The following is a 20939-nucleotide window of genomic DNA, read 5'->3' as shown; positions in this document are numbered from 1 at the left end:
CATTCAATGACGGCATGCCACCTGTGGTCGCGGAAGAAAAACTTAAAATACTGTCCGGGATTAGTTGACCACTACACATGGAACGGTAGCTCTGCAAAGTAATCGATCTGTTTTTTAGCCCAAGCCAGGGATAACTTATCCAAAACCACAGCAATCAATACAATGGACACACCAAGTTCGAGGGCTTGGCCGATCTTGAGCATGTTCAATGACACAAGTAAGTCGTAGCCCAAGCCTCTTGCGCCAATAAAAGATGCGATAACGGCCATGGCGAGACACTGCATGATGACCTGGTTAACGCCGATCAAAATGTCATGACGTGCTGTAGGGATAAGCACCTTAAACATGAGTTGGCGTGGATTGCAGCCACTCATCATGCCAGCCTCCAACACCTCCGGAGAGACTTTTTTAAGGCCTAAGATCGTTAATCGGATCATCGGAGGCGTGGCGAAAATAACCGTTGAAATAGCGCCGGCATGGTCGCCAATGCCAAAGAAAACCACCACGGGGATTAAATAAGAGAAGTGAGGCATGGATTGCGCCACGTTTAACAGGGGCGCCAGTATGGACTCGAAGGTTTTATGCTTAAAGGCAATGATGCCCAGGGATAAGCCCAGAAATACCGATAAGGGCACAGCCACTAAAACAAAGGATAAAGTTTGCATAGCGGGTGTCCACTGACCAAATACAGCAATGTAAATGGTGCTGGCGCCGGCCAGAATTGACAGGTCACGGCCACCAAGATAATGGCCAATTAAAAATGCACCAGTCGCAACAGCTGGCCACGGCAGGGCAGGGATGCGAGCCCACTCGTTGTCGCTGATAAAGTCCCAGCTGGTGAATGCCACAACGGTTTTAACGCCACCTAGCAGAAGTTCACGAATCAAGTTGATACTAAAGAGAACAGCGCTAGAGAGGGCGCGAGTGAACTCTTTCATCATGGTGGATTCTTCGGTGAGGTCTAGCTCCGAATCGTAAATATCGACGACCCAAAAATCATTGATGAGGAACTTGAGACCGTCGTTAACGGCGTCAGGCAGTAGCCAGAATACAGTCTCTTGCAGGCGCCATAAGTTGCCACCTGTGACTGGATCGATGGCCATTACAAGGGCGAAGAATACCGCTAATAAGGCGACAAACTGAGTCCATTTATGTTCGGTAAAATATTTCATCAGGTTTGGCTCATGACTTAGTTGGTAACTGGCATGTTGTTAGTTTCACCAAACAAGACATCTATTATGATGTTGCTGTTCAAAACGCCAATGATCTTGCCTTCGGCATCAGTGACACCCACGGGGTTTTGCTCGGTTAGTACGGGTTCGGCTACGGTTCCGATAATGGCATCTTTGCATACAGTGATGTCGCTCATCTCAGCAGAAGCGTCATATTTACCCATGATGGTTTGGCAAGAGAGTACGCGTTCCCGCGGCACTCCACGGGTGAATTTGGCGACGTATTCCGTGGCAGGGCTGAGTATGATGTTGGCTGGGGTATCAATTTGTTCAATAACGCCGTCTTTCATAATGGCGATACGGTCGGCAAGGCGTAGCGCTTCATCAAAGTCGTGAGTTACGAATAAGATGGTTTTGTTTAGTTTACGTTGTAAGCGTAAGAACTCGTCTTGCATTTCCCTGCGAATCAGAGGGTCCAGGGCTGAGAATGGCTCATCAAGGAACCAGATATCAGGCTCTACTGCCAATGAGCGAGCAATGCCGACACGTTGTTGTTGACCACCAGAGAGCTGTCGCGGGAAGTCATTTTCGCAACCAGTGAGCTCTACCAGGTTCACCATGTCCATCGCACGGACCATACTGTCAGTGGTGCTTATACCTTTTGCTTGTAGCGGTAAGGCAATGTTTTCCAAAACTGTTTTGTGAGGCAGAAGGGCAAAACTCTGGAATACCATGCCCATTTTGTTTCGACGGATGTTGATGAGTTCTTTTGCATTCATGGCAAGCAGGTCTTCGCCATCAATAAAGATATCGCCTGCAGTGGTGTCTATCAGGCGTGAAATACAACGCAAGAGGGTTGACTTGCCAGAGCCTGACAGGCCCATGACGATGAGCATTTCACCTTTGTGCACTTCAAAAGAGGCGTTGTTAACACCAATGACACACCCTGCTTCAAGTAATGATGCTGTATCTACTTTTCCGCCTGACTGCTTCAACATTTTCACAGCGCTGTCGCCAAATATTTTATAGACAGACTCGCACTTTATGACCGGCTGAGCAGGTGTTGACATAATTCAATCCCGATAAAAAAGAGGCGCTAAAGGCAGTATGAGGGGGTCTGCTCTTGCGTTGGATAACGAACCACAAAGCCTGACCTGAATGCAGGGCACTCAGGTCAGAGGGGTTGGCTTACAGCCAGGCTTTCCAGGTTGCTTCGTTGTCAGCCAGCCATTTAGCAGCGGCTGCTTCATGGCTCATGCCATCGATGTCAACCAATGCAGCCATGTTGCCGATATCGCTTTTAGTAAAGGAGATGTTGTTATAGATTTTGTAAGCTGTTGGCCATTTTGCAGGCATTTGATAGTAAGCGGCCTTCTTCAGCCAACCTGCTGGAGGAGAGCCACACTTGCCATCACCGCCATCTGACTTCTTGCAGCCATCACTATACGCGGGGAATTTAACGAAGCTGCCACCGTCACCGGCATCGGTGAAGTTAGGTGACCAGTTAAAGACTACGACTGCACGGTTGTCTTTAGCTGCTGACTCCAGTTCAGCCCAAAGCGCACCAGAAGACCCGGCAAACTTAGCTGTAAAGTTCATATCAAGTGCTTCGATGCGGTCCAGGGTTTCTTGGCCATGCCAGTCCATCGGGCCGTCCAGATAACGACCTTTGCCGCCACTGCCTGCCGTTTCAAACAGTTCAGAACACTCGTTTAGTGCTTCCCAGGAAGGTAAGCCCGGACATAGCTCGCCTACATACGCAGGGTACCACCACTCTTCTTGAGTAGCAGAAGCGTGCTTGCCCACATCAATGATGCCACCAGCGTCTAAAGCGTTGTTGAACGACTTACCAAAAGTTGACTGCCATACTTCGTGGCCAATAGTGACGTCACCGTTACGAATGGATTCGTAAACCGCTTGGCTATCGGCAGGTACGTAAGAAACATTGTCGCCAATGCTTTCAAAAATCCCGCCAATAACGTACGCCATAGTGATTTGGCTGGTCCAGTTATGGGTAGGAATTACAATAGGCTCTTTCGAGTCTGCTTGGGCCACATTCGCGCCAAGTACGAGTGAGCTAACTGCAGCAGCAGTAGCAAGTTTGTGAAAAAACTTCATGTATATCTCCAGACAGTATTGTTATCGGTAGTTAGTCATCACTTTCTTTCTTTGATAACAGGTAAAGTCCTGCCCCGGCGGGACAGGCCAGCGTTTGGCGTTTAGAGCTTGGTTACAAAGGTGCGTGCCTGGTAAAGGGCCAAGCTACTGAGCACAATAATGACGGCGACGGCGAGTATGTCGGCGCCCGGAAAACCCCAGAAATCAGACATAGTTTGTCCTTGGTGAGAGTGGTAAGTGGCACCGGCTATCAGGCCAGTGCGATGTCGCGCATGCGTTGACGACCGAAGTCGTTAAGCCTGAACTTGAACAACACTCGGCCTGCGCCAAAATAGGCCTCGTCATCCAGTTTCTCCTTAACGCTCTCAATGATGCCGCTGGAGAACAGGTCGGTCAGTGTGACGCGGGTATTGCCGCGCCAGTAGGCACCGCTAAGACCGTATTCACTCATCACAGCATCGGTGATTTGCCAGTCCCAGATGCCGGTATGCTGCTGGTCATTAATCAGCTGGAGAATGCGGCCCTTCATATGCAATTTACTCATGGGTTGCTCCTGTGATCACACGTTGGCCGCATTAGCGGTGGCTGTATCCGTTTTGCTGTCAGACGACACGGCACGGACTACCTCGAGGACTTCGTCACTTTCCGTGAACATAACAACCCCACCAGTCACAAACAGAACCAGGCCTGCAAGAAAGTTCCACGCGGGCAACTCTAGAGTGAACACGGCGAGGAAGATGACGGCGAAAAGCCCGTACAATGCCGCAATCGCTTGCCCGCGGCCGACGCCTATCAGTGGGAACGATTTGTACCAAGAGACATAGCAGAAGGCGAAGGTCACGCCCGCCAGCGTCAGCCAGCCTATCGCGGCCCAGTTAAACGTGGCCACAACCATTTCCACGATCGGTTGATCGGTAAAGAGGTAGATAGCCGGCAGAATTAATACGACCCAGTACAGGACTTCAGCCGAGAATCGCACCGTAATACCGACATCCGGATCTGCCACATCCAGCCCGCGGCCCGCGATTGCACCCTCTACACCCCAGCCGATCGCAGCCATTGCGCCGCCCAGATAACCAAGCCAGCCAGAGTCGCCGGTACCGGTAAGCTCACCGATGATGCCGGGGGCATATACGGTTACGCCACCCGCCAGGATAATGAATATACCCATCGCTGCGCGCCGGGTAATCTTTTCCTGATACCAAAGCCTGGCGAGGGTGGCGCCGATGATGGGATACATTAGCGCTGAAATGGCCGCGAAGGCCCCGCCGATGTAACCTATTGCCAGATACGACCCAAAGATGGCCATCGGCCCGCCAAATATGGCGCCGATGAAGAACCACTTGGATATGTAACGCATCTGCCTGATGGTGCGGACGTATTCGCCCCATTTGCCCAATACCCCATTCCAGACAAACAGGAAGAACAGCACGGCAATGGCGTTGAAAGTGGTCAGAACCGCCGCTGCCAGCAGAAACTGGGCGTTGGTGTCGAAGCTCAGATTGACATAGGGAGCTTCAAACCAAACTGCGGAGCCTGGTAAATACCAGGCTCCCCAGAGCACGGCGCACCACATAGCCCACATAAATCCCCAACGGATACTGCTTGATGTGAAACGCGAACGTGCCTGACTAAGGGTTGACTGACTCATACAGGCACCTTTGCCGGCTGCGATTTCTTTTCCTGAAGGAAGGCTTCCAGAGAATCGTCCATCGCATCCATCCATGGCGTATGGTGCACAGGCGCCAGGGTCCCGGTCAGTGTGGAGCGATAGCTCTTATTGCGATAGCCGAGGATATCCGCTTCCTTATCGTGCTCCCACTGTTTGAAAATATCGGCGACGGTGGTTACATCGAACGCTGGGTAGTCGGTAGGTTCAAGCAGATCCAGTATGTAAGCTGCCTGGAAGTCGATCTCGTCGATGGGATCGGCGAGCTTCAGCTCGCGGTCGACCCATTCACGGCTATCGGCCGCCATCACTTCATTTTCTGGCAATGTGATGCTGCCGAGCATCACATCACGGGCATACCAGGCCTGAGCGTCGAACATATTGAAGGTGTAGTACTGATCCTGCATACCAAGGAATATCAGCTTGGGGTTAGCCAAGGAAAAGATACCCTTGTACAGATCTTCCGGGTACATCCGGTTTGTCGTGGTCAGCGTCAGTTCGTTGGGCAGAAACGGAAAGTGATGCTGATATCCGGTACACAGGATGATCGCGTCGACCTTTTTGCTGGTTCCATCCTTGAAGTGGGCCGTCTTGCCGGTCACTTTGACGAGCAAGGGCACTTCACTGAAAGACTCTGGCCAGTCGAAGCCCATAGGCTTGGAGCGATAGCTGAAGGTGACGGATTTGGCGCCGTACTTGTGGCACTGAGTGCCGATGTCTTCCGCCGAGTAGCTACTGCCAATCAGCAGCAAGTCCTTGCCTTGGAACTCGCAAGCGTCGCGGAAATCATGGGCGTGCAATACGCGACCGGGGAACTGTTCCAGACCCTCGAAATAGGGCGCATTGGGGGTCGAAAAGTGCCCGGTGGCGACGATAACGTGATCGAACTCTTCGGTGCTCAGTTCGTCCAGCTTGAGGTCCCGCACCGTAACCGCGAACTTGCCGGTGGCTTCGTCATGGTCAACCCAGTGCACGGCGGTGTTAAAACGGATGTGCTGGCGCATATTGCTCTTGGCGACGCGCCCCATGATGTAGTCGCGAAGCACGGCACGCGGAGGATAGGACGGAATAGAGCGACCGAAATGCTCCTCGAAGCTGTAATCCGCGAACTCCAGGCACTCCTTGGGGCCGTTTGACCATAGATAACGATACATGCTGCCGTGAACGGGCTCGCCGTAAGCATCCAGACCTGTGCGCCACGTGTAGTTCCACATGCCGCCCCAGTCGCTCTGCTTTTCATAGCACACGATGTCGGGAATATCAGCACCGGCGTCGCGGGCTGCTTCAAAGGCACGTAATTGGGCCAAGCCGCTTGGGCCGGCACCTAGAATGGCAACTCTAAAAGTCATAGAGACTCCTGATTTCAGGCGTCGCACCGCGCGCCAGGCCAGCTTTGCCCTGACGACGGACTAAACGCGGAAAAGAGCGTAGCTCGCACCGGTAACGGTGGAGCCATCAAGCTCTGCAGTGATGTGCGCCAAGGTTGGATCTACTGATGGCGCAATGTGATGAAGGCTGCATCTGTGAGTGAAACAGAAGGCCGAGGGTGGTCAGGCCACCGATAAAACGCGAGATCTCGAGAAAACGCTGGAGGGAAGCGCTCGAACTGGTCAAGCAGGAAAAAACTTGGTAACTCGTATGCCAGGACAGCCACAATAACACATCTTAGGTGTCAACGTTTTCGCTGCGCCCGAAAAGCCAAAACGAAAGATCTGTCTTGGAGGCTCTTGTGGCCCTGAAACTCTGCAAATAATGGTAGAATCCCCTGGTTAATTTTCACTGCACGCCATCAAAAACTCTTCGGCGTACAGTGGCTGCCCTTCTCAGTAGGATCCCAATGAAAAAGACCTTTACGTTAGACCATCCTAAAATCAAAGTGCCGCGCCTCGTCGATTCGGTGAAGCACGACATCAAAAAATTCCTGAAAAATGAGCGCAAAAAACCTCTGCCATCTGGTGCTAAATACTGGGGCTTCGATTGCAAATTTGGGCAGTCGGAAGAGACCGCGGTGCAGGTAGATCTGCCATCGTTAACGAAGTACATTGATGAGCTTGTTGAAAACAACATTAAGACCATTTACGTGGAGATCACACCGAAAGCCCTTGCGGCCGGTGAAAACCCGCCTTCGAGGGAGAGTTAATTATCAACAACAACAACGATATCTTGCGCCGAGTGCGTTATATCTTTGATTTTAGCGATCAGCTGATGATGTCAATATTCAAGCTGGGCGGGTATGAAGCAAGCAAGCCTGAACTGGCTGCCTGGTTGGCGCGCGAAGAAGAGCCCGGGTTTGTTTTGTGTGAAGATGAAAAGCTAGCTCGCTTTCTAAATGGGCTGATCATCAAAAACAGAGGGCCCAAAGGTGACGAGCCACCTGAGCCTGAAGGTGTGCTCAGTAATAATATGGTACTGCGGAAGCTGAAAATAGCTCTGAACCTGCAGGCAGATGATTTGCTTGAGATACTTGAACTGAACGAGTTTACCTTGAGTAAGCACGAACTGAGCGCTCTGTTTCGGCGCCCGGACCATAAAAACTATCGAGAATGCCTGGATCAACTGCTGCGTAACATTCTTGATGGAATGGAAAAACACTACAGGAAGAACCAGGCGCTGACATCTGGTTAAACAATTTCTGAAGGTATCAAACAAAAGATCCATGATTCCGGCGTTAAGGTGGCCAGAATCATGGACGTCACAACTGCAGTGAATTGCCTTTACTGGCCTCTAAACGTAGAAGTCCAGCTCCTCCTGAGCTTTCAACAAGTCCCGCATCTTGATGGGATCGTCGCCAAAGAAGAAGATCAGACCCCAATGAGTGCCGAAGGCTGACCGGTCAGGAACCGTCTCTTCTGTTGGTGCAACCAGTTCGTGGGACTCGAAGTAGGGATGCTCGATGGTTTCTTTGGGCATCTCCAACTTGCTCACTACGCGGCGTCTTGGGTAAACACCGAAGCAACCTGCGTAGCCCTTCGCGTCAACCACTTCGCGTGGAAAGAATGCATCCACCTCTTCTTTGGTGCTTTTAGGATCGAACACCAGCATTGAGGCTTGATACGCATTGAACCCGTAGGCTCTCTCAATAAGTTCGAAAGCCTTGAACCCAGGCGGGCGGTACGCAACTTCGCCAAAGTACATTTCGCCATCCGCCGTGACAAAGTACTCAGGGTGAATCAATCCGAACTTGATTTCGAAGGTTTTGATCAGCAACTCGATCTGCTTGGTGATGGCATTACGCCAGCTCTCAAGTTGCTCAGTTGCGGGCACAAATACCGAGTAGCCCAGCGTTACGTATTCAGAAATGTTGAGGAACTTGATTTTCCCATCGTGGATCCAGGCCTCGACGGCAAACTCCCAACCATCAAGGTGACTCTCCATCAGCAGGGGATATTCTTCGGCCGGAATGGAATCTATTTCTTCGATCTTCCGAATCATCCGGTGGCCGAGGCACCCGGCCTTGTCGAACGCCTTGACGTGAATCGGGTCATCCGGGTCACCATCCAGCTTGAGCAGCGTCTGGTTGACTCGTTTCATGAAGCGGACGATGTCATCTTTTTCGTGGGCTTCCTCGAAGATCCCGACGCGAATACCGCCAAGCTGGGCACGGCGCTTCATCAACGCCTTGTCCCGGAACAGAATAGACTGCCCGAACATACGAGGGCTATCGAGGAGGACGGAGTTGATCGCCCCTGACCACTCGACGGTTTCCTCGAATAGGGGAATCGCCACGTCGACGCCTTCTGCTTTAAGCCTTTGCGCAATCTCGAACGAGCGATCATTCAAGCGAATAAAGTCCCAGGGGATGAACGGTATTTTGTTTGCGGTACAGAAATCTGCAGCCCACTCCGGAGCAACCACGATGTAGCGACGGTCAAACTTCTGAGCTGCCTTAATGGCGTTAACACTCCAGCCGAGTAGAGCGATGTAGCCTTTGTTTGGATCTTTGGGGGTCTCGGTTCCTTTAACAGAGTCCATGTTTGGATCGAGCCACGCGGACACATCGCTGGGCAATTGTTCTTGTGGTGTTATCGACATTCAATGTTCTCCTTGCTGATGAACCCAGACAAGGCGCTGACGAACGCACCAAGTACACTGAGCGATTTATCGTGCTGCACGTTTCAATATAGTCGCATCGGTTACAATTTGAAACGAAACCCACGGAAAAGTTTGCTTCGAAAACGCCTTAAGAGCATCTTTGGGTGATACTAAATCGCATATCGAATAGTTTAGGAAAACACCATGACGGATCTCGGTTCGGGCCCAGATATCAACGCCGCTGTTGCAAGGTTTGACGAGGCCCTGGAGCAGCTTGCGCTTGCCCGTCAGACAGCTGCGATGGCGCGTAACACAGAAGTACTGAAAGCGGCACTCAACGTTATGGCAGCGCCCGACGGGATGGACGCATTGTACGTTCGAGTACCGGCGATTGAAGCCAAGGGTGTGTTTACCAACGGTGATTGGGGCAAACCAGCGATTTTGAGGCCTGCGATTGCCGTGCGAACACTACGCCAGGGAGCGCCAGACTATACGGCCATCGAAGCCCTGAGTGAGCTTCGCCTGCTTGCGGTGGCTATGGGAGATTATCGCCACCCGGGAATTTCCGCAGAGCAAGCAAAACATTTTCTGACTCAGGTAACGGCATTGAATCTGGATCTGCTGTCCGGACAGATGAGCGAAGCCGATCGGGAACGGCCCCAGGGGCTAGGCCAGATCGTTAATTCGCTCTATCAGTACCTGCTCGGCCGGCTGGGCTATGAAAGCATTCTCGATAGTCTGGTGGGCGAAGTGCGCCGTTTGCTGGCCCAGCGCCCGATACAAACAGGCAGTATTAAACAGATGGTTGACCAAATAGCCAAGTGCCTGTTTGATCCCGAAATCGAGACCGAGGGTATGCATAGAGCCGCGCGCCTTGTCAGCGCTCTATATGGCCCAACGAAAGGCTGCCGAGATGACCCGGGTTTAACGGTCTACAGCGAACGTCTGGCTACGATGGATGAACCGGCTCTCACTGACGAGGCCATTAATTTTGCTGCTGCCATGGACGAGACTGGCATGGTTTCTCCATACCACCCCATGCTGTTACGCCATCTGCGCGGGCACCAGGACGACCTTATACCCTTGGCATTGGGCCTGAGCATCACCGGAAACGATGTTTTTCAATGCTACCAGGAGATTGTTCACAAATTGATCGACGAGGCCATATATCCGGAAACCAGTCAGTCGGTATACGGCCTGGCCATGTTTCTTGAGCGTGGCGGTCTGTTCACGCCTGCAGTGGCTTCGGGCCTGTGGCGGCAAGTCGAGCTGAGGTTATGTGCGACAGCCTGCAATACGCTGACAGAGGCTTTCGGCGATGCGCATCTTCCACGGGTGTATTTACTCGCCGGTGTCATGAGTCTTCTGGGGCAACCGATGGGTGTTGGCCAAGGCAATAACCCGACCTGTCAGTCTGTTATCGGGCTTTCCATGTGGGCGTTCAACGACGCCGATTACCTTTTGCAGTTGGTGGCCTGGGCTGCCCGCGATGACGATGTCATCATGCGCTTCGAGGGTCATCAAATTACCTCACAACATCTGGAGCCTGGCCTTGCGAAAGAACCTCCCACCGATGTGGATCCGGTTTCATTGATTTTGGTGCCTCACCTCGACCGTATTTATGCAGAGATGGGGCGCTTGTGCGGCGAGCGCGACGATGATTTGCACCGCTGGATCAACCCGGAAATGTATGGCTGGTGGGTAGGGCATGCATTTCTCAGCGTGATTAGCCAGGAAACGGGGAAGATTGATGACTATGAGCACTTTGTTCGCCATTTTTACGCCTGTTATCACCCGTATTACAACGGCAGCATACCTGTTATTCACCCGCAACCAGCGGGCATCGTAGCCACCGACAGTGGAGGGCGCATGGTTGGGCGCCATGCCATAGCAATCAGGCGCGTAAGCCTTGATCGCCTTGGCGAGATGCGCATCTACTTTTACAACCCCAATAATGATAGCGGCCAGGATTGGGGCCAGGGTATTAACTGCTCAACCCAGAGTTATGGAGAACGCCATGGCGAAGCATCACTACCGTTCGCGGAGTTTGCATCACGTTTGTGTGTCTTCCATTATGATTCCAGAGAAGTGGGGGACATGTCTGAGGTTCCCGAAACAGAGGTTACACGAGCTACAGAGCTAGGCCGCTCCAGTTGGGCGGTAGGTTATGAGGAAGGCTCTGTAAACTAATCTCAGAAAAATTGACTCTGGTGAATAGACGTTATGAACATAATTATCATAGGCGCAGGAATTATGGGAACCACCTTTGCCACTTTGGCAAAAGAGCTGGCTCCGGATCTGGATATCACTATTTTAGAGAGACTGGACAGCGCCGGGGCGGGAAACTCGTCCCCATTTTGGAACGCCGGCACAGGGCATGAAGCAAACTGTGAGCTCAACTACACCCCAGTGGATGGGGAGGTTGTTTCGATTGATAAAGCGTTCAAGATCCATGCTCAGTTCAATGTTGCCAAGCAGTTCTGGGCTTATTTGATCGGGAAGGGCGCCATCAAAGACCCTAAAATGTTTATCAATCAAACCAGGCACTGCACCATAGTTTCCGAATCCGCTATTGAAGAGCTGCGACTGCGGTTCAAGGAAATGTCGGCCCATCATTTTTTCGACCACATGCGTTACTCAGAAGACTTTGATGAAATAAAGAGCTGGATTCCTTACATCATGGACGAGCGCCCACGCCATGAAAAAATGGCGGCTACCGTTATTGAAACCGGTACGGACGTTAATTTTGGTGCGTTAACAGAGCAAATGGCGGCCCATGCCAAGCAGGACCTGGGTGTAAAGTTTGAGTATGGCACCCACGTTAAGCGCGTGCACAGAAGTCCTTCCGGGCAATGGGTTATCGAGGCTGAATGCAACGGGAATCCGGTTCGGCACAAAGCGGATGTGCTTTTTGTGGGTGCCGGTGGAGGCGCATTTCCCCTTCTGAAGAAAAGCCGCTTGCCGTTTCGAAACCGCTTCGCCGGCTTTCCTGTTGGTGGGCGTTTTCTTATGGCGCCGATCAGCGAAGAACAAGCAGGATATTACCGCGCTAAAACCTATGGCAAAGCGGAAGTGGGCGCGCCTCCTATGTCCGTACCGCATCTGGATTTGCGGGTGATTGACGGAAAGCACTATCTGTTGTTTGGCCCCTTCGCCTCATTCAAGCTTCGTCTCGAGAGAGACCGGGGGTTTTTCGACTACCTCAAATCCATTCGTCTGCATGATATCCCGGGCTTGCTGAATGTTGCCGTAGAGAATTTCCCCTTGGTTAAATATCTGATCTCAGAGACTTTAAAAGGCGAAAAGAGCATGTTTGAGGAGCTTGAAAGTTTTGCTCCGGGCATGGGCAAAAGGTTTGACTGGAAACCGATTCAAGCTGGCCAGCGAGTGCAAATCATCAAAGACGGTGATTTGCAGATGGGCACAGAAATCCTTGTGTCCAAGGACAAGACTTACGGGACTTTGCTGGGTGCATCGCCTGGGGCGTCCGTTTCGCCCGAAGTAATGTTGCGCTGTCTGGAGCAATTGATACCGTCGATATTTTCTACGGAAGAAGCCAAAACGAAGAAGAACAAGATTTTTCCTGAGGACGATCTGGATACGTTGATTAATCATCCTGACCGTTACCGGGAGATTCGCGATGCAGCCAATAAGCAGTTGGGGATAATCCAGCCGATGGCGCAATGAGATCGACCTACACCGCCAATACTGTGGAGAGTAATCTATGGACAACAGGATTAATGTAACGTCGCCCTTGGTCATCCTCCACGGCGACGAAATGGCTCAGGTTGCTTTCGATCAGATTCTTGAGAAATTCGTGACTGCGCGCCTGAATATCCAGCTCGAGGAAATCGACCTGTCTGCAGAACACCGCCTGCTGACCAACGGCCAGGTGGTGATTGACGCTATCGACGCCCTTCAGCGCCATGGAGTAGGGGTGAAGAACGCCGGCATGACCGTCAACCGCCAGCAACTGGAAGAGCTGCTCCGTAAGCACCCGGACGTGGACTCCGGCAACCTTGATCCACTGGCTACCAAATCGCCGAACGGTGCCATCCGCAAGGGCATCAGCGGCAACATTACTCGTGAGGACATCCAGTTTCGCAACCTCAAGATCAGCCGGCCTGACTGGATCGGCCGCGACATCGAAGTGGACACCATGGAGTTCGGTGGCATCAAAAACAGCTTCAACCAGCTCTCCCAGGCCACGGGCGTGGTCAAGCTGATGTTTGTAGGCAGCAGCGGCGACCCGGTCGAATTGCACCGCCGAGAGGTCCGAAAGGGAGACCCCTGGCTGCTGGCCACCAACGATATGGAGGACGTCAAAGCCTGGGCACACCGCTTTTTCCAGCGCGCCATCGACGAGAAACGGGATGTCTATCTGGGCCTGAAAGACACCGTTATCCCCGGCTACGATGGGGCCATGCGCACAGTAATTGAAGATATCTACCAAAGTGATTACTGCCAGCAGATCGAGGATCTGGGGCTGAGCTACTACTACGAACTCATAGACGCCCAAGCCGCGCGCATAGTCTCGAATCCACCACAGCGTGCGCTTTGGGGCGTGCCTGACAACACCACCGGGCGCAAGCTGTTCAAACTGGTCAATCAGCTTCGGAAGTTCGGCATTCCCAGCCGCAGTGCCCACGTTTCCATCTCCCGGATGAGTGCCGGCGGCGGCGACCAGTACGGCAGCTTCAACATGCCGGCGCGAGAAGACGGCATCCTCAAAGTGATCGTTGACGGCGAAGAAAAACATGCCCGCAGCGTCAGGAAGGGCGACCCCATACTGCTTATGTCCAACGACCATGAGGCCATCAAGGATTGGGTGGCCCAGGTTTTCCGCGACGCCTCGCGCAAGGACAAAGAGGTCTACTTTGGCCTCAAGCGCGAGTACATGGAATACGACGAAGTCTTCAGCAACGTTATCACCGAAGTGCGTCGGGAACTGGCGCGGGAGGACACGCCACCGCCGTCCTTCATGATCATGCGGCCCTCGAGCCAGCTCAAAAAAATGATCACCGATCCCCCGAGAAACGCCCTCTATCCTTCCCAGAATCTGGATGGCGACATCTTCTCCGACATCTCCGCTGCTCTCGGCGGCAGCCTGGCCACGGCAAGCTCCATCATCGAGAGCAAAGATGGCACCATGCTCTTCGAGGCGCCCCATGGCACCGCCCATGACCTCTATCTGAAATACCTGGAGAGTGACGGTCGCGAAGCACACTTTAACCCCTCCGCCCTGATATTCGCCCTCGCTAACGCTTTGGAAACCCTGGGCAACCGCGAGGGAAACACGCCCCTCACCGAATACGCCGTCAACCTCAAGGCAGCATTGACCGACACCGTTGACAGCGGCATTGTTACCGCCGACCTCAAGGGTAAGACCGTCGACCCGGATTCTGAGCGGGTGGTGGATATGGCAGGTTTTCTGGGCGCCGTAGCAAACGCGCTCCAGTAACTTGGCGAAAACGCAGGCCAAGGCTGATTGGAGAGCTCAGGACTTCCGGCCTGACAATAGTCCGCGAAGCCAAAACATCGCCTCGACTTATATCAGGTGATTATTTTGAGATTCACACAGGCGCAGTTTTGTTCTACGCTGGCGTTCCCCATTTATACCCAATTAACCGGAGCCGTAATCGGCTGTACGTTGGCAAAAATGATCCGTGAAATGACCGGGCGATTTAGGTGAGGGCGTCGTTTACTGTATCGCCTGTTGTTCAGATTCTTGGGTTTCTGCTGATTCTGCTCAGTTTCTTGATGACTCTGCCAGTGAACCTGCTGATGTTCGAAAACACGCCGGATTGGCCGGCGTTTGTGAAATCCGCAAGTATTTGTTTCATCGTTGGTTTGCTTTGTTTCTTCAGTGCCGCTCGAAAACGTCACCCGCTCAAGCAACGACAGATGTTTGTCCTCACCGTGTCGGCATGGACTGTTATTCCACTGTTTTCGAGCCTGCCATTATTGCTGAGTGATTTGAAGCTCAGCGTTACGGATGCATTTTTCGAAAGCATTTCCGGCGTAACAACCACAGGCTCTACAGTGATGGTCGGGCTTGACGGATTGCCTGGCGATATTCTGCTTTGGCGCTCCATTATGCAGTGGATGGGCGGCATCGGAATCATTGGCATGGCTGTTGCGATTCTGCCGTTTCTGAGAATCGGTGGCATGAGGCTGTTTGCCACGGAATCGTCTGAGTGGAATGAGAAAGCGGTGCCCCGGACAAACCGCTTGGCCCAAAGCTTGGTGTTTAGCTATCTCACGCTGACATTTGGTTGCATTCTGGTCTATTGGGCACTGGGGATGGACCTCTTTAACGCATTGAATCACGCGTTGACCACCGTTTCCACCGGCGGCTATTCGACTTCAGATAGCTCAATGGGTCAGTTTGACGAGCTTCCAATCCTGTTCGCGTCGTCCATTTTCATGATGCTCGGCTCCATCCCGTTTTTCCTGTTTGTTCGGCTACTGAATGGCCATGCAAAACCGCTACTGAGAGACCGCCAGATTCACTTTTTCCTCAAGTTCCTGCTGATGGTAGCAGCGACGATCGCCCTCTATCGTGTTATGAAAGAAAAGGCTGCTCCACTGGATGCCTTTATTCATGCGTTGTTCAACGTGACCTCGGTTGTTACTACCACCGGATATGCCTCCGAGGATTACTCGATGTGGGGGCCTTTCGTGGTTGTTGTGTTCTTTATCCTGACGTTTGTGGGTGGATGTTCGGGGTCGACCAGCGGCGGTATGAAAATCTTCCGGTTTCAGTTGTCCATGCTACTTCTGAGGGAGCAGATGCATCGGCTTCTGCACCCGAATGCAGTGATCGCGAGACGCTATAATGGACGAATTATCAGTGATGAGATTGTCGCCTCCAGTGTCGCGTTTTCATTCATCTTTCTTGCAACACTGGCAGTGGTTGCGGCCATCCTCTCTTTATTGGGGCTGGACTTGGTTACGAGCCTAACGGGAGCGGTCACCGCTTTGTCTAATGTCGGGCCGGGACTCGGCGACACCATAGGTCCCGCGGGTAATTTTCAATCGTTACCCGATGCAGCGAAGTGGGTACTGATGGTGGCTATGTTGTTGGGACGGCTGGAGTTACTTAGTGTGTTTGTGATGTTCTCGCGGCATTTCTGGCGCAGTTAGGCCTTGGGCCCACACACGAAGTGCTAAAAGCCTCGCAGACCCTATACCTTGGAAAAAGAGATTGAGTTCAAACAGATCGGTTGAACATGCCCGAACCGTCGTATTGGGCTACAGACCACGCGACTTGCTCAAGCGCCATACACCCGTGGATCCAGAGTTGATCGCGACGCTGGCAGAGCGCCCCGGCATGACCGCCACGCGGTTGCAAAGCTACCTGGAAACAGGCCCGCTTCCTGGGGTCGGATATGGGGCGCCACACCGGGCCGCTGCGACATCCCTTGGATTACGCCGAAAGTACAAAGTACGATTCTATCGAGGATAGTATTATGACGTTCCGAGTTCCCCTTGCGCTTGCTGCGGGTATGTTAACCATCGGTTCTGCTCTGGCGGATGAGCAATTTGATGCCCGTAAGAAAGTCTTTCTGGAACAGTCGCAACCGTCTTGCACCATCTGCCACACACTGAACGACGCAGGATCTGCTGGTGAAATTGGTCCCAACCTGGATGAACTCAAACCCAGCGCAGGTCAGGTGGCCAACGCCGTTAGTGGCGGCGTGGGCATCATGCCTGCGTTTGACGGTTCGCTGTCTGACGAGCAGATCAAAGCCGTGGCGTATTACGTTGAAAAGGTGACGTCGAAGTAGTGCGCAGCGCAAGTGCCGCAGAGTCGAGTCCGAGCCGAAGGTCAGGTTACTCAGGCCGCTCTCGGATTTAGGGTAGCGTTACCCTTCAGCTGTTCTGAGAGCAGGTCAATGAACGCTCGAACCTTGACGGGCACGTTGCGGTTTTCACGATGAACAATATGAATGGGTAGGGGTGGTTGTTCCCACTCATCAAGGACAAGATTCAACCGTGCATCCGCCAGGTCGGAAGCTACCTGGTAGGACAAGACCCGTGTTATTCCCAAACCCTCTATTGCCGCTTCGATGGCGGAATCGTTGGATGTTACCGTCAATCTGGGCCTTATCTTCAAGGTAAAGTCTTTGTTCTCTACCGTAAATTTCCAGCTTGGCGAGAAATCTCCGGCCCTTGCGGCAACCAATGTATGTTTTGTCAGATCATTCGGAGAACGAGGAATGCCTGAGCGGTTGAGGTAATCCGGCGAGGCGACCAGAACACTGCGAACTTCTCCAACCTTACGGGCCCGAATACCTGAGTCCGGTAACTGTCCAATCCTTACCCCAACATCCACGCCTTCGCCCAGCATATCCACGACACGATCAAGAAAGAGGGCATCAACGGTCATATCGGGATACTCTTTCAGATAATCAGCGATACCGGGCATGACATGTAAACGACCGAACAATACCGGCGCCGTCACCACAAGGTGGCCTCTTGGCGCTGCATTTATACCTGTTACCGCCTCATCTGCCGCAGTGATCTCCCCAAGAATCCGTCTCACATCGTCAAGATATCTTGCCCCCGCTTCAGTGATTCTTACGTGGCGGGTTGTGCGTTTAAATAGTTGAACCCCTAGGTTCCTCTCCAGAGAGGAAATTGCCCGCGTGATCGCCGGGGCGGAAAGACCCAGTCGTCGTGCTGCGGAAGAGAATCCTCCTTCGTCCGCAACGGTCATGAATACCTCCATCTGACTAAACCGATCCATTCGATTATTACTCCCAGTGAAATAAAGTTCTGTGATTTCTGATTATTCACCTCTGTATGAGAAATGGCCATAGTCATTACACGTTCCGCAACACAGAGATTCGGAACGTTCAATAAACATTGAGAGGATAGGAATCATGAGTCGCATCGGTGTCATCGAAAAAAATAGCGCAACTGTTGAACAAGCTGAACTTCTGGAAGCCATTGAGGTAAAGCTGGGTATGATCCCCAACTTTCTGAAGGTATTCGCCAATTCGCCCTCGGCCTTGCGGGCGTTCCTGGGACTTCACAGTATTTCGGAAGAGGGCAGTCTCGACCCGCAAACCAGGGAGCGCATAGCCCTGGCCGTGGCGCAGCAAAACGCGTGTCAGTATTGTGTGTCAGCCCATACCGCAATTGGACGAAAAGCCGGACTGAGTGGTTCTGAAATTGAGGCGAACCGGGCCGGCACCAGTGAGGATGCCAAAGCCGCCTCAGCCGTAAAATTTGCACGCGCTCTGGTTGAACACAATGGAGAAGTTACCAACGCCGAGCTGCAGGAGGTGCGTGATTCAGGTTTCTCGGATTCGGACGTCGTCGAAATCATCACCCATGTGGGCATGAATGTGCTGACCAATATTCTGGGAAAGGCCAGTCGCGTGAAGATCGATTTCCCATCAGTTGATCTTGAACTTTCTCACTAACGGTTCGCTGTGAAGGTGTTTCGAACGTTTTGCGGCCGAATCACCTTTACAGCCTAATTAAAGCGATTAAGTAGCGGGAGAGATGTCATGGCGCATAAATTTGCGGAGATCGCTTTCACCAACAGCGTGAGAGATGTCCAGGAAAAAATGGGCAGTCGCGCAGGCTACGCCAGCCTGGATCAGGGCGAGGGCTATAACTTCCTTCTGGGTGAGCGTGAGCGGGCCTTTATCCAGGCGCGGGACAGCTTTTATATGGCCAGCGTGAGTGAGACCGGATGGCCATACCTGCAGCATCGTGGCGGCCCAGTCGGCTTCATGAAGGTTCTGGGGGCATCGACTATCGGCTTTGCTGACTACTCAGGTAACAGCCAGTACATCACGACAGGAAACGTGTTGAGCAATAACCGGGTCGCGCTCTTTTTTATGGATTACCCTAACCGGACCAGACTCAAGCTGCTTGGCCGCATGGAGATTGTTGATCCCGATGAGATGGATCGGCTTGCGCTACTGGAAGACAATCACTATCGGGCCAGAATCGAGCGGGGGATGCTGGTTCATGTTGAGGCCTTTGACTGGAACTGCCCCCAACACATTACGCCACGTTACAGCCAAGCCGAGCTAGACACACTGGTCGAACCCATACTTCAGGAAAATCGACGTCTAAAAGCTTCCCGTGCGCAAGCCGAACCGAGTACCAGGCTGGATATCGGGAGTGGTGAGCTGGAGTTGGTGATTACCGGGGTTCGACAGCTGGCCGAGAAGGTCAGGGCTTTTGAACTCAGGCGACCGTCTGGAGGAGACCTTCCGGAATTCGAGCCCGGTGCCCATTTGGAAGTGCCGGTACCCATGCCGGATGGTACGATCGCGACCAGGCGATATTCCATTGCCTCTAACCCAAACCGTCGGGACGTGTTCGAGATAGCGGTCTTGCTTGAATCCGACGGAAGCGGAGGTTCAAGGTCAATACACGACAATTATCACCTGGGTACCATTTTGAAGGTATCCACGCCCATCAGCCATTTTGCACTGCACGGTGATAACCGAGCCTCTATTCTTATTGCTGGCGGTATCGGCATTACGCCCATCAAGCCGATGGCCCAGGCACTCGCATTTCGCGGCGCTGATTTCCAGCTGCACTATGCAGGCCGGGATTCAGTCCGAATGGCTTACCTGGATCGTCTGCAACGGGAATTTGGCAACAGGTTCACGAGCTATATCAGTGACCAGGGTCAACGTATGGATCTTGATGCAATTCTGGTGAGTGCTCCGGCAGATGCGGTTATCTACGTGTGCGGCCCCTCCAGGCTCATTGATGGAGTGGTTAAAACAGCCGCCCATTTGGGAATTGATGCAGGGCGTGTGCGTTTCGAGCGATTTAAGCCCGGGATAGAAGCCGACGCAAAACCGGTCGAGGTAAAGTTTGCCCGCTCCGGCATCGTCATTCAGGTTACCCCCGAACAAACCATTCTTGATGCTGCTCTGGAAGCCGGAGTTGCAGTTCCGCATAGCTGTAAACTCGGCCATTGCAGGTCATGCGCTGTGAGGGTTCTGGACGGCGAGCCTGACCACAAAGATTCCTCACTAACCGTAAACGAGCGGGAGGACCTTGGTTTGATGTGCCCGTGTGTTTCGCGCGCAAAGAGTGACGTGCTGGTACTGGACCTTTAGGCATGTCCCTGAAGATCAAGTTCATAAAATAAAGCGCCTTTAGAACTCACTGACGAGAATTTTGAAGAAACCGTGGTCCAGAGTGATCGGACAGCTCTGGTGGATATGTGTTGGCAATGGGATGCGTGCCGGCCATCCGCTCGCCAAATTACCATGGATGAATTTCCAAGGGCCCGGTACCTGTTTGTAACATTTGGGTCGCTCCGCTCGTCTAATGAGTGAACGCACTTCGTTGTTCAAGTTTCGAGGGGGGCGCCATGAACACTTCCATTCATACATTAAATCAGAAGAGTCCACTCTCAGCGAGTATGAAGCGTCTGTTGCTTCACTGGTATTCCCAAAAGTTTATATACAAGAGAAACACCAGTGAATTGATGAAAACTACCTGTGATGCTCGAAACAGAAACGCATTAAGTATCGTAGCGCTGCTTGACGTTGAACCGGCGCTTATGGTCGGCCTAATGGATAGTAAAACACTTGAGTTTGTGCAGACCTGCCACGCTTACCTGATAAGCGCAGTACTGGGTAATGCTCTGATAAAGGAAGACCTTTATATAGCTGAACACACCTCAGTGTGATTTTGGCTGGAATGTGGTTGACACTTTCTCTTGGAAGGATTTTGACGCTTGAAGAGTGGCGGGCGATTTGCCCGCCCACTGTATACTGTCAGCAGCATCTTAGTTGCTGATCCCCAAATCGACCGTTTCAACCGCAGGGTTGTTTCCACGCTCGATATCTTCCTGGCTCACACCTTCTGCTTGTGCGAGTGCAGAGAAAGCGAGTACAGAGAAAACGAGAAAGAACTTGTTAAGTGCGTTCATATGATATTCCACCTTTTAAGAGAAT

19 protein-coding genes are annotated in these 20939 nt (G+C 52.4%); 10 read left to right on the top strand and 9 right to left on the bottom strand.

Annotation, left to right across the window (positions count from 1 at the left end):
* Positions 1 to 71 precede the first annotated feature (71 nt).
* From ACN0V1_RS18230 to ACN0V1_RS18205, 6 genes are all read right to left on the bottom strand, one after another.
* The gene (locus tag ACN0V1_RS18230) at positions 72 to 1172 is read right to left on the bottom strand and encodes an ABC transporter permease (RefSeq protein ID WP_417546354.1); all 1101 of its coding nucleotides are present in this window, start codon (positions 1170 to 1172) and stop codon (positions 72 to 74) included.
* 17 nt (positions 1173 to 1189) lie between these two features.
* Positions 1190 to 2242: a quaternary amine ABC transporter ATP-binding protein gene (locus ACN0V1_RS18225; protein WP_417546353.1), complete on the bottom strand. Its 1053-nt coding sequence runs from the start codon at positions 2240 to 2242 to the stop codon at positions 1190 to 1192.
* Positions 2243 to 2360: 118 nt separating this feature from the next.
* Entirely contained in the window at positions 2361 to 3290 is a 930-nt protein-coding gene (locus ACN0V1_RS18220) for an ABC transporter substrate-binding protein (RefSeq protein ID WP_417546352.1), read from the bottom strand.
* A gap of 250 nt (positions 3291 to 3540) precedes the next feature.
* Entirely contained in the window at positions 3541 to 3834 is a 294-nt protein-coding gene (locus ACN0V1_RS18215; protein ID WP_417546351.1) for a hypothetical protein, read from the bottom strand.
* 15 nt (positions 3835 to 3849) lie between these two features.
* Entirely contained in the window at positions 3850 to 4941 is a 1092-nt protein-coding gene (locus tag ACN0V1_RS18210) for a hypothetical protein (RefSeq protein ID WP_417546350.1), read from the bottom strand.
* Positions 4938 to 6308, bottom strand: coding sequence for a flavin-containing monooxygenase (locus ACN0V1_RS18205; RefSeq protein WP_417546349.1), 1371 nt, complete (start codon positions 6306 to 6308; stop codon positions 4938 to 4940). The genes ACN0V1_RS18210 and ACN0V1_RS18205 overlap by 4 nt, the downstream gene beginning before the upstream one ends.
* A gap of 488 nt (positions 6309 to 6796) precedes the next feature.
* Here ACN0V1_RS18205 and ACN0V1_RS18200 point away from each other — a divergent pair, with 488 nt between their 5' ends.
* Together ACN0V1_RS18200 and ACN0V1_RS18195 are read left to right on the top strand one after the other, a co-directional pair.
* Complete coding sequence (locus tag ACN0V1_RS18200) at positions 6797 to 7099, top strand: DUF6172 family protein (protein ID WP_417546348.1); 303 nt, start codon at positions 6797 to 6799, stop codon at positions 7097 to 7099.
* Positions 7100 to 7122: 23 nt separating this feature from the next.
* Positions 7123 to 7584 carry a DUF1456 family protein gene (locus tag ACN0V1_RS18195; protein WP_417546347.1) on the top strand — a complete coding sequence of 154 codons (462 nt, stop codon included), beginning with the start codon at positions 7123 to 7125 and terminating at the stop codon, positions 7582 to 7584.
* Between the two features lie 99 nt (positions 7585 to 7683).
* On the opposite strand, the gene ACN0V1_RS18190 is transcribed toward ACN0V1_RS18195, so the two are convergent.
* Entirely contained in the window at positions 7684 to 8931 is a 1248-nt protein-coding gene (locus tag ACN0V1_RS18190) for an ATP-grasp domain-containing protein (RefSeq protein WP_417546359.1), read from the bottom strand.
* Between the two features lie 264 nt (positions 8932 to 9195).
* Here ACN0V1_RS18190 and ACN0V1_RS18185 point away from each other — a divergent pair, with 264 nt between their 5' ends.
* From ACN0V1_RS18185 to ACN0V1_RS18165, 5 genes are all read left to right on the top strand, one after another.
* Positions 9196 to 11181, top strand: coding sequence for a hypothetical protein (locus ACN0V1_RS18185; RefSeq protein WP_417546346.1), 1986 nt, complete (start codon positions 9196 to 9198; stop codon positions 11179 to 11181).
* Positions 11182 to 11214: 33 nt separating this feature from the next.
* Positions 11215 to 12678 (top strand): malate:quinone oxidoreductase, encoded by a 1464-nt coding sequence (locus ACN0V1_RS18180; protein WP_417546345.1) that lies wholly within the window; start codon positions 11215 to 11217, stop codon positions 12676 to 12678.
* 37 nt (positions 12679 to 12715) lie between these two features.
* Complete coding sequence (locus tag ACN0V1_RS18175; protein ID WP_417546344.1) at positions 12716 to 14452, top strand: isocitrate/isopropylmalate family dehydrogenase; 1737 nt, start codon at positions 12716 to 12718, stop codon at positions 14450 to 14452.
* Between the two features lie 299 nt (positions 14453 to 14751).
* Positions 14752 to 16137, top strand: a complete 1386-nt coding sequence (locus ACN0V1_RS18170; protein ID WP_417546358.1) for a TrkH family potassium uptake protein — start codon at positions 14752 to 14754, stop codon at positions 16135 to 16137.
* A gap of 326 nt (positions 16138 to 16463) precedes the next feature.
* Positions 16464 to 16781 carry a c-type cytochrome gene (locus ACN0V1_RS18165; RefSeq protein WP_417546343.1) on the top strand — a complete coding sequence of 106 codons (318 nt, stop codon included), beginning with the start codon at positions 16464 to 16466 and terminating at the stop codon, positions 16779 to 16781.
* Positions 16782 to 16831: 50 nt separating this feature from the next.
* Here ACN0V1_RS18165 and ACN0V1_RS18160 read toward each other — a convergent pair whose 3' ends face one another.
* Positions 16832 to 17743 (bottom strand): LysR family transcriptional regulator, encoded by a 912-nt coding sequence (locus tag ACN0V1_RS18160; RefSeq protein WP_417546342.1) that lies wholly within the window; start codon positions 17741 to 17743, stop codon positions 16832 to 16834.
* A gap of 136 nt (positions 17744 to 17879) precedes the next feature.
* On the opposite strand from ACN0V1_RS18160, the gene ACN0V1_RS18155 reads away from it, so the two are divergent.
* The 3 genes from ACN0V1_RS18155 to ACN0V1_RS18145 all read left to right on the top strand — a co-directional run bounded on the left by ACN0V1_RS18155 (position 17880) and on the right by ACN0V1_RS18145 (position 20671).
* A complete protein-coding gene (locus ACN0V1_RS18155) occupies positions 17880 to 18425 on the top strand; it encodes a carboxymuconolactone decarboxylase family protein (RefSeq protein ID WP_417546341.1) in 546 nt (181 codons plus the stop codon).
* Positions 18426 to 18512: 87 nt separating this feature from the next.
* The gene (locus ACN0V1_RS18150; protein ID WP_417546340.1) at positions 18513 to 20093 is read left to right on the top strand and encodes a 2Fe-2S iron-sulfur cluster-binding protein; all 1581 of its coding nucleotides are present in this window, start codon (positions 18513 to 18515) and stop codon (positions 20091 to 20093) included.
* Between the two features lie 257 nt (positions 20094 to 20350).
* The gene (locus tag ACN0V1_RS18145; RefSeq protein ID WP_417546339.1) at positions 20351 to 20671 is read left to right on the top strand and encodes a hypothetical protein; all 321 of its coding nucleotides are present in this window, start codon (positions 20351 to 20353) and stop codon (positions 20669 to 20671) included.
* 99 nt (positions 20672 to 20770) lie between these two features.
* Here ACN0V1_RS18145 and ACN0V1_RS18140 read toward each other — a convergent pair whose 3' ends face one another.
* The gene (locus ACN0V1_RS18140) at positions 20771 to 20914 is read right to left on the bottom strand and encodes a hypothetical protein (protein ID WP_417546338.1); all 144 of its coding nucleotides are present in this window, start codon (positions 20912 to 20914) and stop codon (positions 20771 to 20773) included.
* Between the last annotated feature and the right edge of the window lie 25 nt (positions 20915 to 20939).

Source organism: Marinobacter sp. (genome assembly GCF_048266785.1).
In the GTDB taxonomy this organism is placed as follows: Bacteria; Pseudomonadota; Gammaproteobacteria; order Pseudomonadales; family Oleiphilaceae; genus Marinobacter.
Note: the sequence above shows the minus strand (reverse complement) of the source record. Positions and strands in the feature narration are given on the sequence as shown.

Coding starts and splice junctions, on each gene's coding strand:
- ACN0V1_RS18165 (WP_417546343.1), top strand. CDS start 16,464: ATGACGTTCCGAGTTCCCCTTGCGCTTGCTGCGGGTATGTTAACCATC.
- ACN0V1_RS18205 (WP_417546349.1), bottom strand. CDS start 6,308: ATGACTTTTAGAGTTGCCATTCTAGGTGCCGGCCCAAGCGGCTTGGCC.
- ACN0V1_RS18155 (WP_417546341.1), top strand. CDS start 17,880: ATGAGTCGCATCGGTGTCATCGAAAAAAATAGCGCAACTGTTGAACAA.
- ACN0V1_RS18220 (WP_417546352.1), bottom strand. CDS start 3,290: ATGAAGTTTTTTCACAAACTTGCTACTGCTGCTGCAGTTAGCTCACTC.
- ACN0V1_RS18140 (WP_417546338.1), bottom strand. CDS start 20,914: ATGAACGCACTTAACAAGTTCTTTCTCGTTTTCTCTGTACTCGCTTTC.
- ACN0V1_RS18180 (WP_417546345.1), top strand. CDS start 11,215: ATGAACATAATTATCATAGGCGCAGGAATTATGGGAACCACCTTTGCC.
- ACN0V1_RS18150 (WP_417546340.1), top strand. CDS start 18,513: ATGGCGCATAAATTTGCGGAGATCGCTTTCACCAACAGCGTGAGAGAT.
- ACN0V1_RS18145 (WP_417546339.1), top strand. CDS start 20,351: ATGAACACTTCCATTCATACATTAAATCAGAAGAGTCCACTCTCAGCG.
- ACN0V1_RS18210 (WP_417546350.1), bottom strand. CDS start 4,941: ATGAGTCAGTCAACCCTTAGTCAGGCACGTTCGCGTTTCACATCAAGC.
- ACN0V1_RS18190 (WP_417546359.1), bottom strand. CDS start 8,931: ATGGACTCTGTTAAAGGAACCGAGACCCCCAAAGATCCAAACAAAGGC.
- ACN0V1_RS18160 (WP_417546342.1), bottom strand. CDS start 17,743: ATGGATCGGTTTAGTCAGATGGAGGTATTCATGACCGTTGCGGACGAA.
- ACN0V1_RS18215 (WP_417546351.1), bottom strand. CDS start 3,834: ATGAGTAAATTGCATATGAAGGGCCGCATTCTCCAGCTGATTAATGAC.
- ACN0V1_RS18200 (WP_417546348.1), top strand. CDS start 6,797: ATGAAAAAGACCTTTACGTTAGACCATCCTAAAATCAAAGTGCCGCGC.
- ACN0V1_RS18185 (WP_417546346.1), top strand. CDS start 9,196: ATGACGGATCTCGGTTCGGGCCCAGATATCAACGCCGCTGTTGCAAGG.
- ACN0V1_RS18175 (WP_417546344.1), top strand. CDS start 12,716: ATGGACAACAGGATTAATGTAACGTCGCCCTTGGTCATCCTCCACGGC.
- ACN0V1_RS18170 (WP_417546358.1), top strand. CDS start 14,752: ATGACTCTGCCAGTGAACCTGCTGATGTTCGAAAACACGCCGGATTGG.
- ACN0V1_RS18230 (WP_417546354.1), bottom strand. CDS start 1,172: ATGAAATATTTTACCGAACATAAATGGACTCAGTTTGTCGCCTTATTA.
- ACN0V1_RS18225 (WP_417546353.1), bottom strand. CDS start 2,242: ATGTCAACACCTGCTCAGCCGGTCATAAAGTGCGAGTCTGTCTATAAA.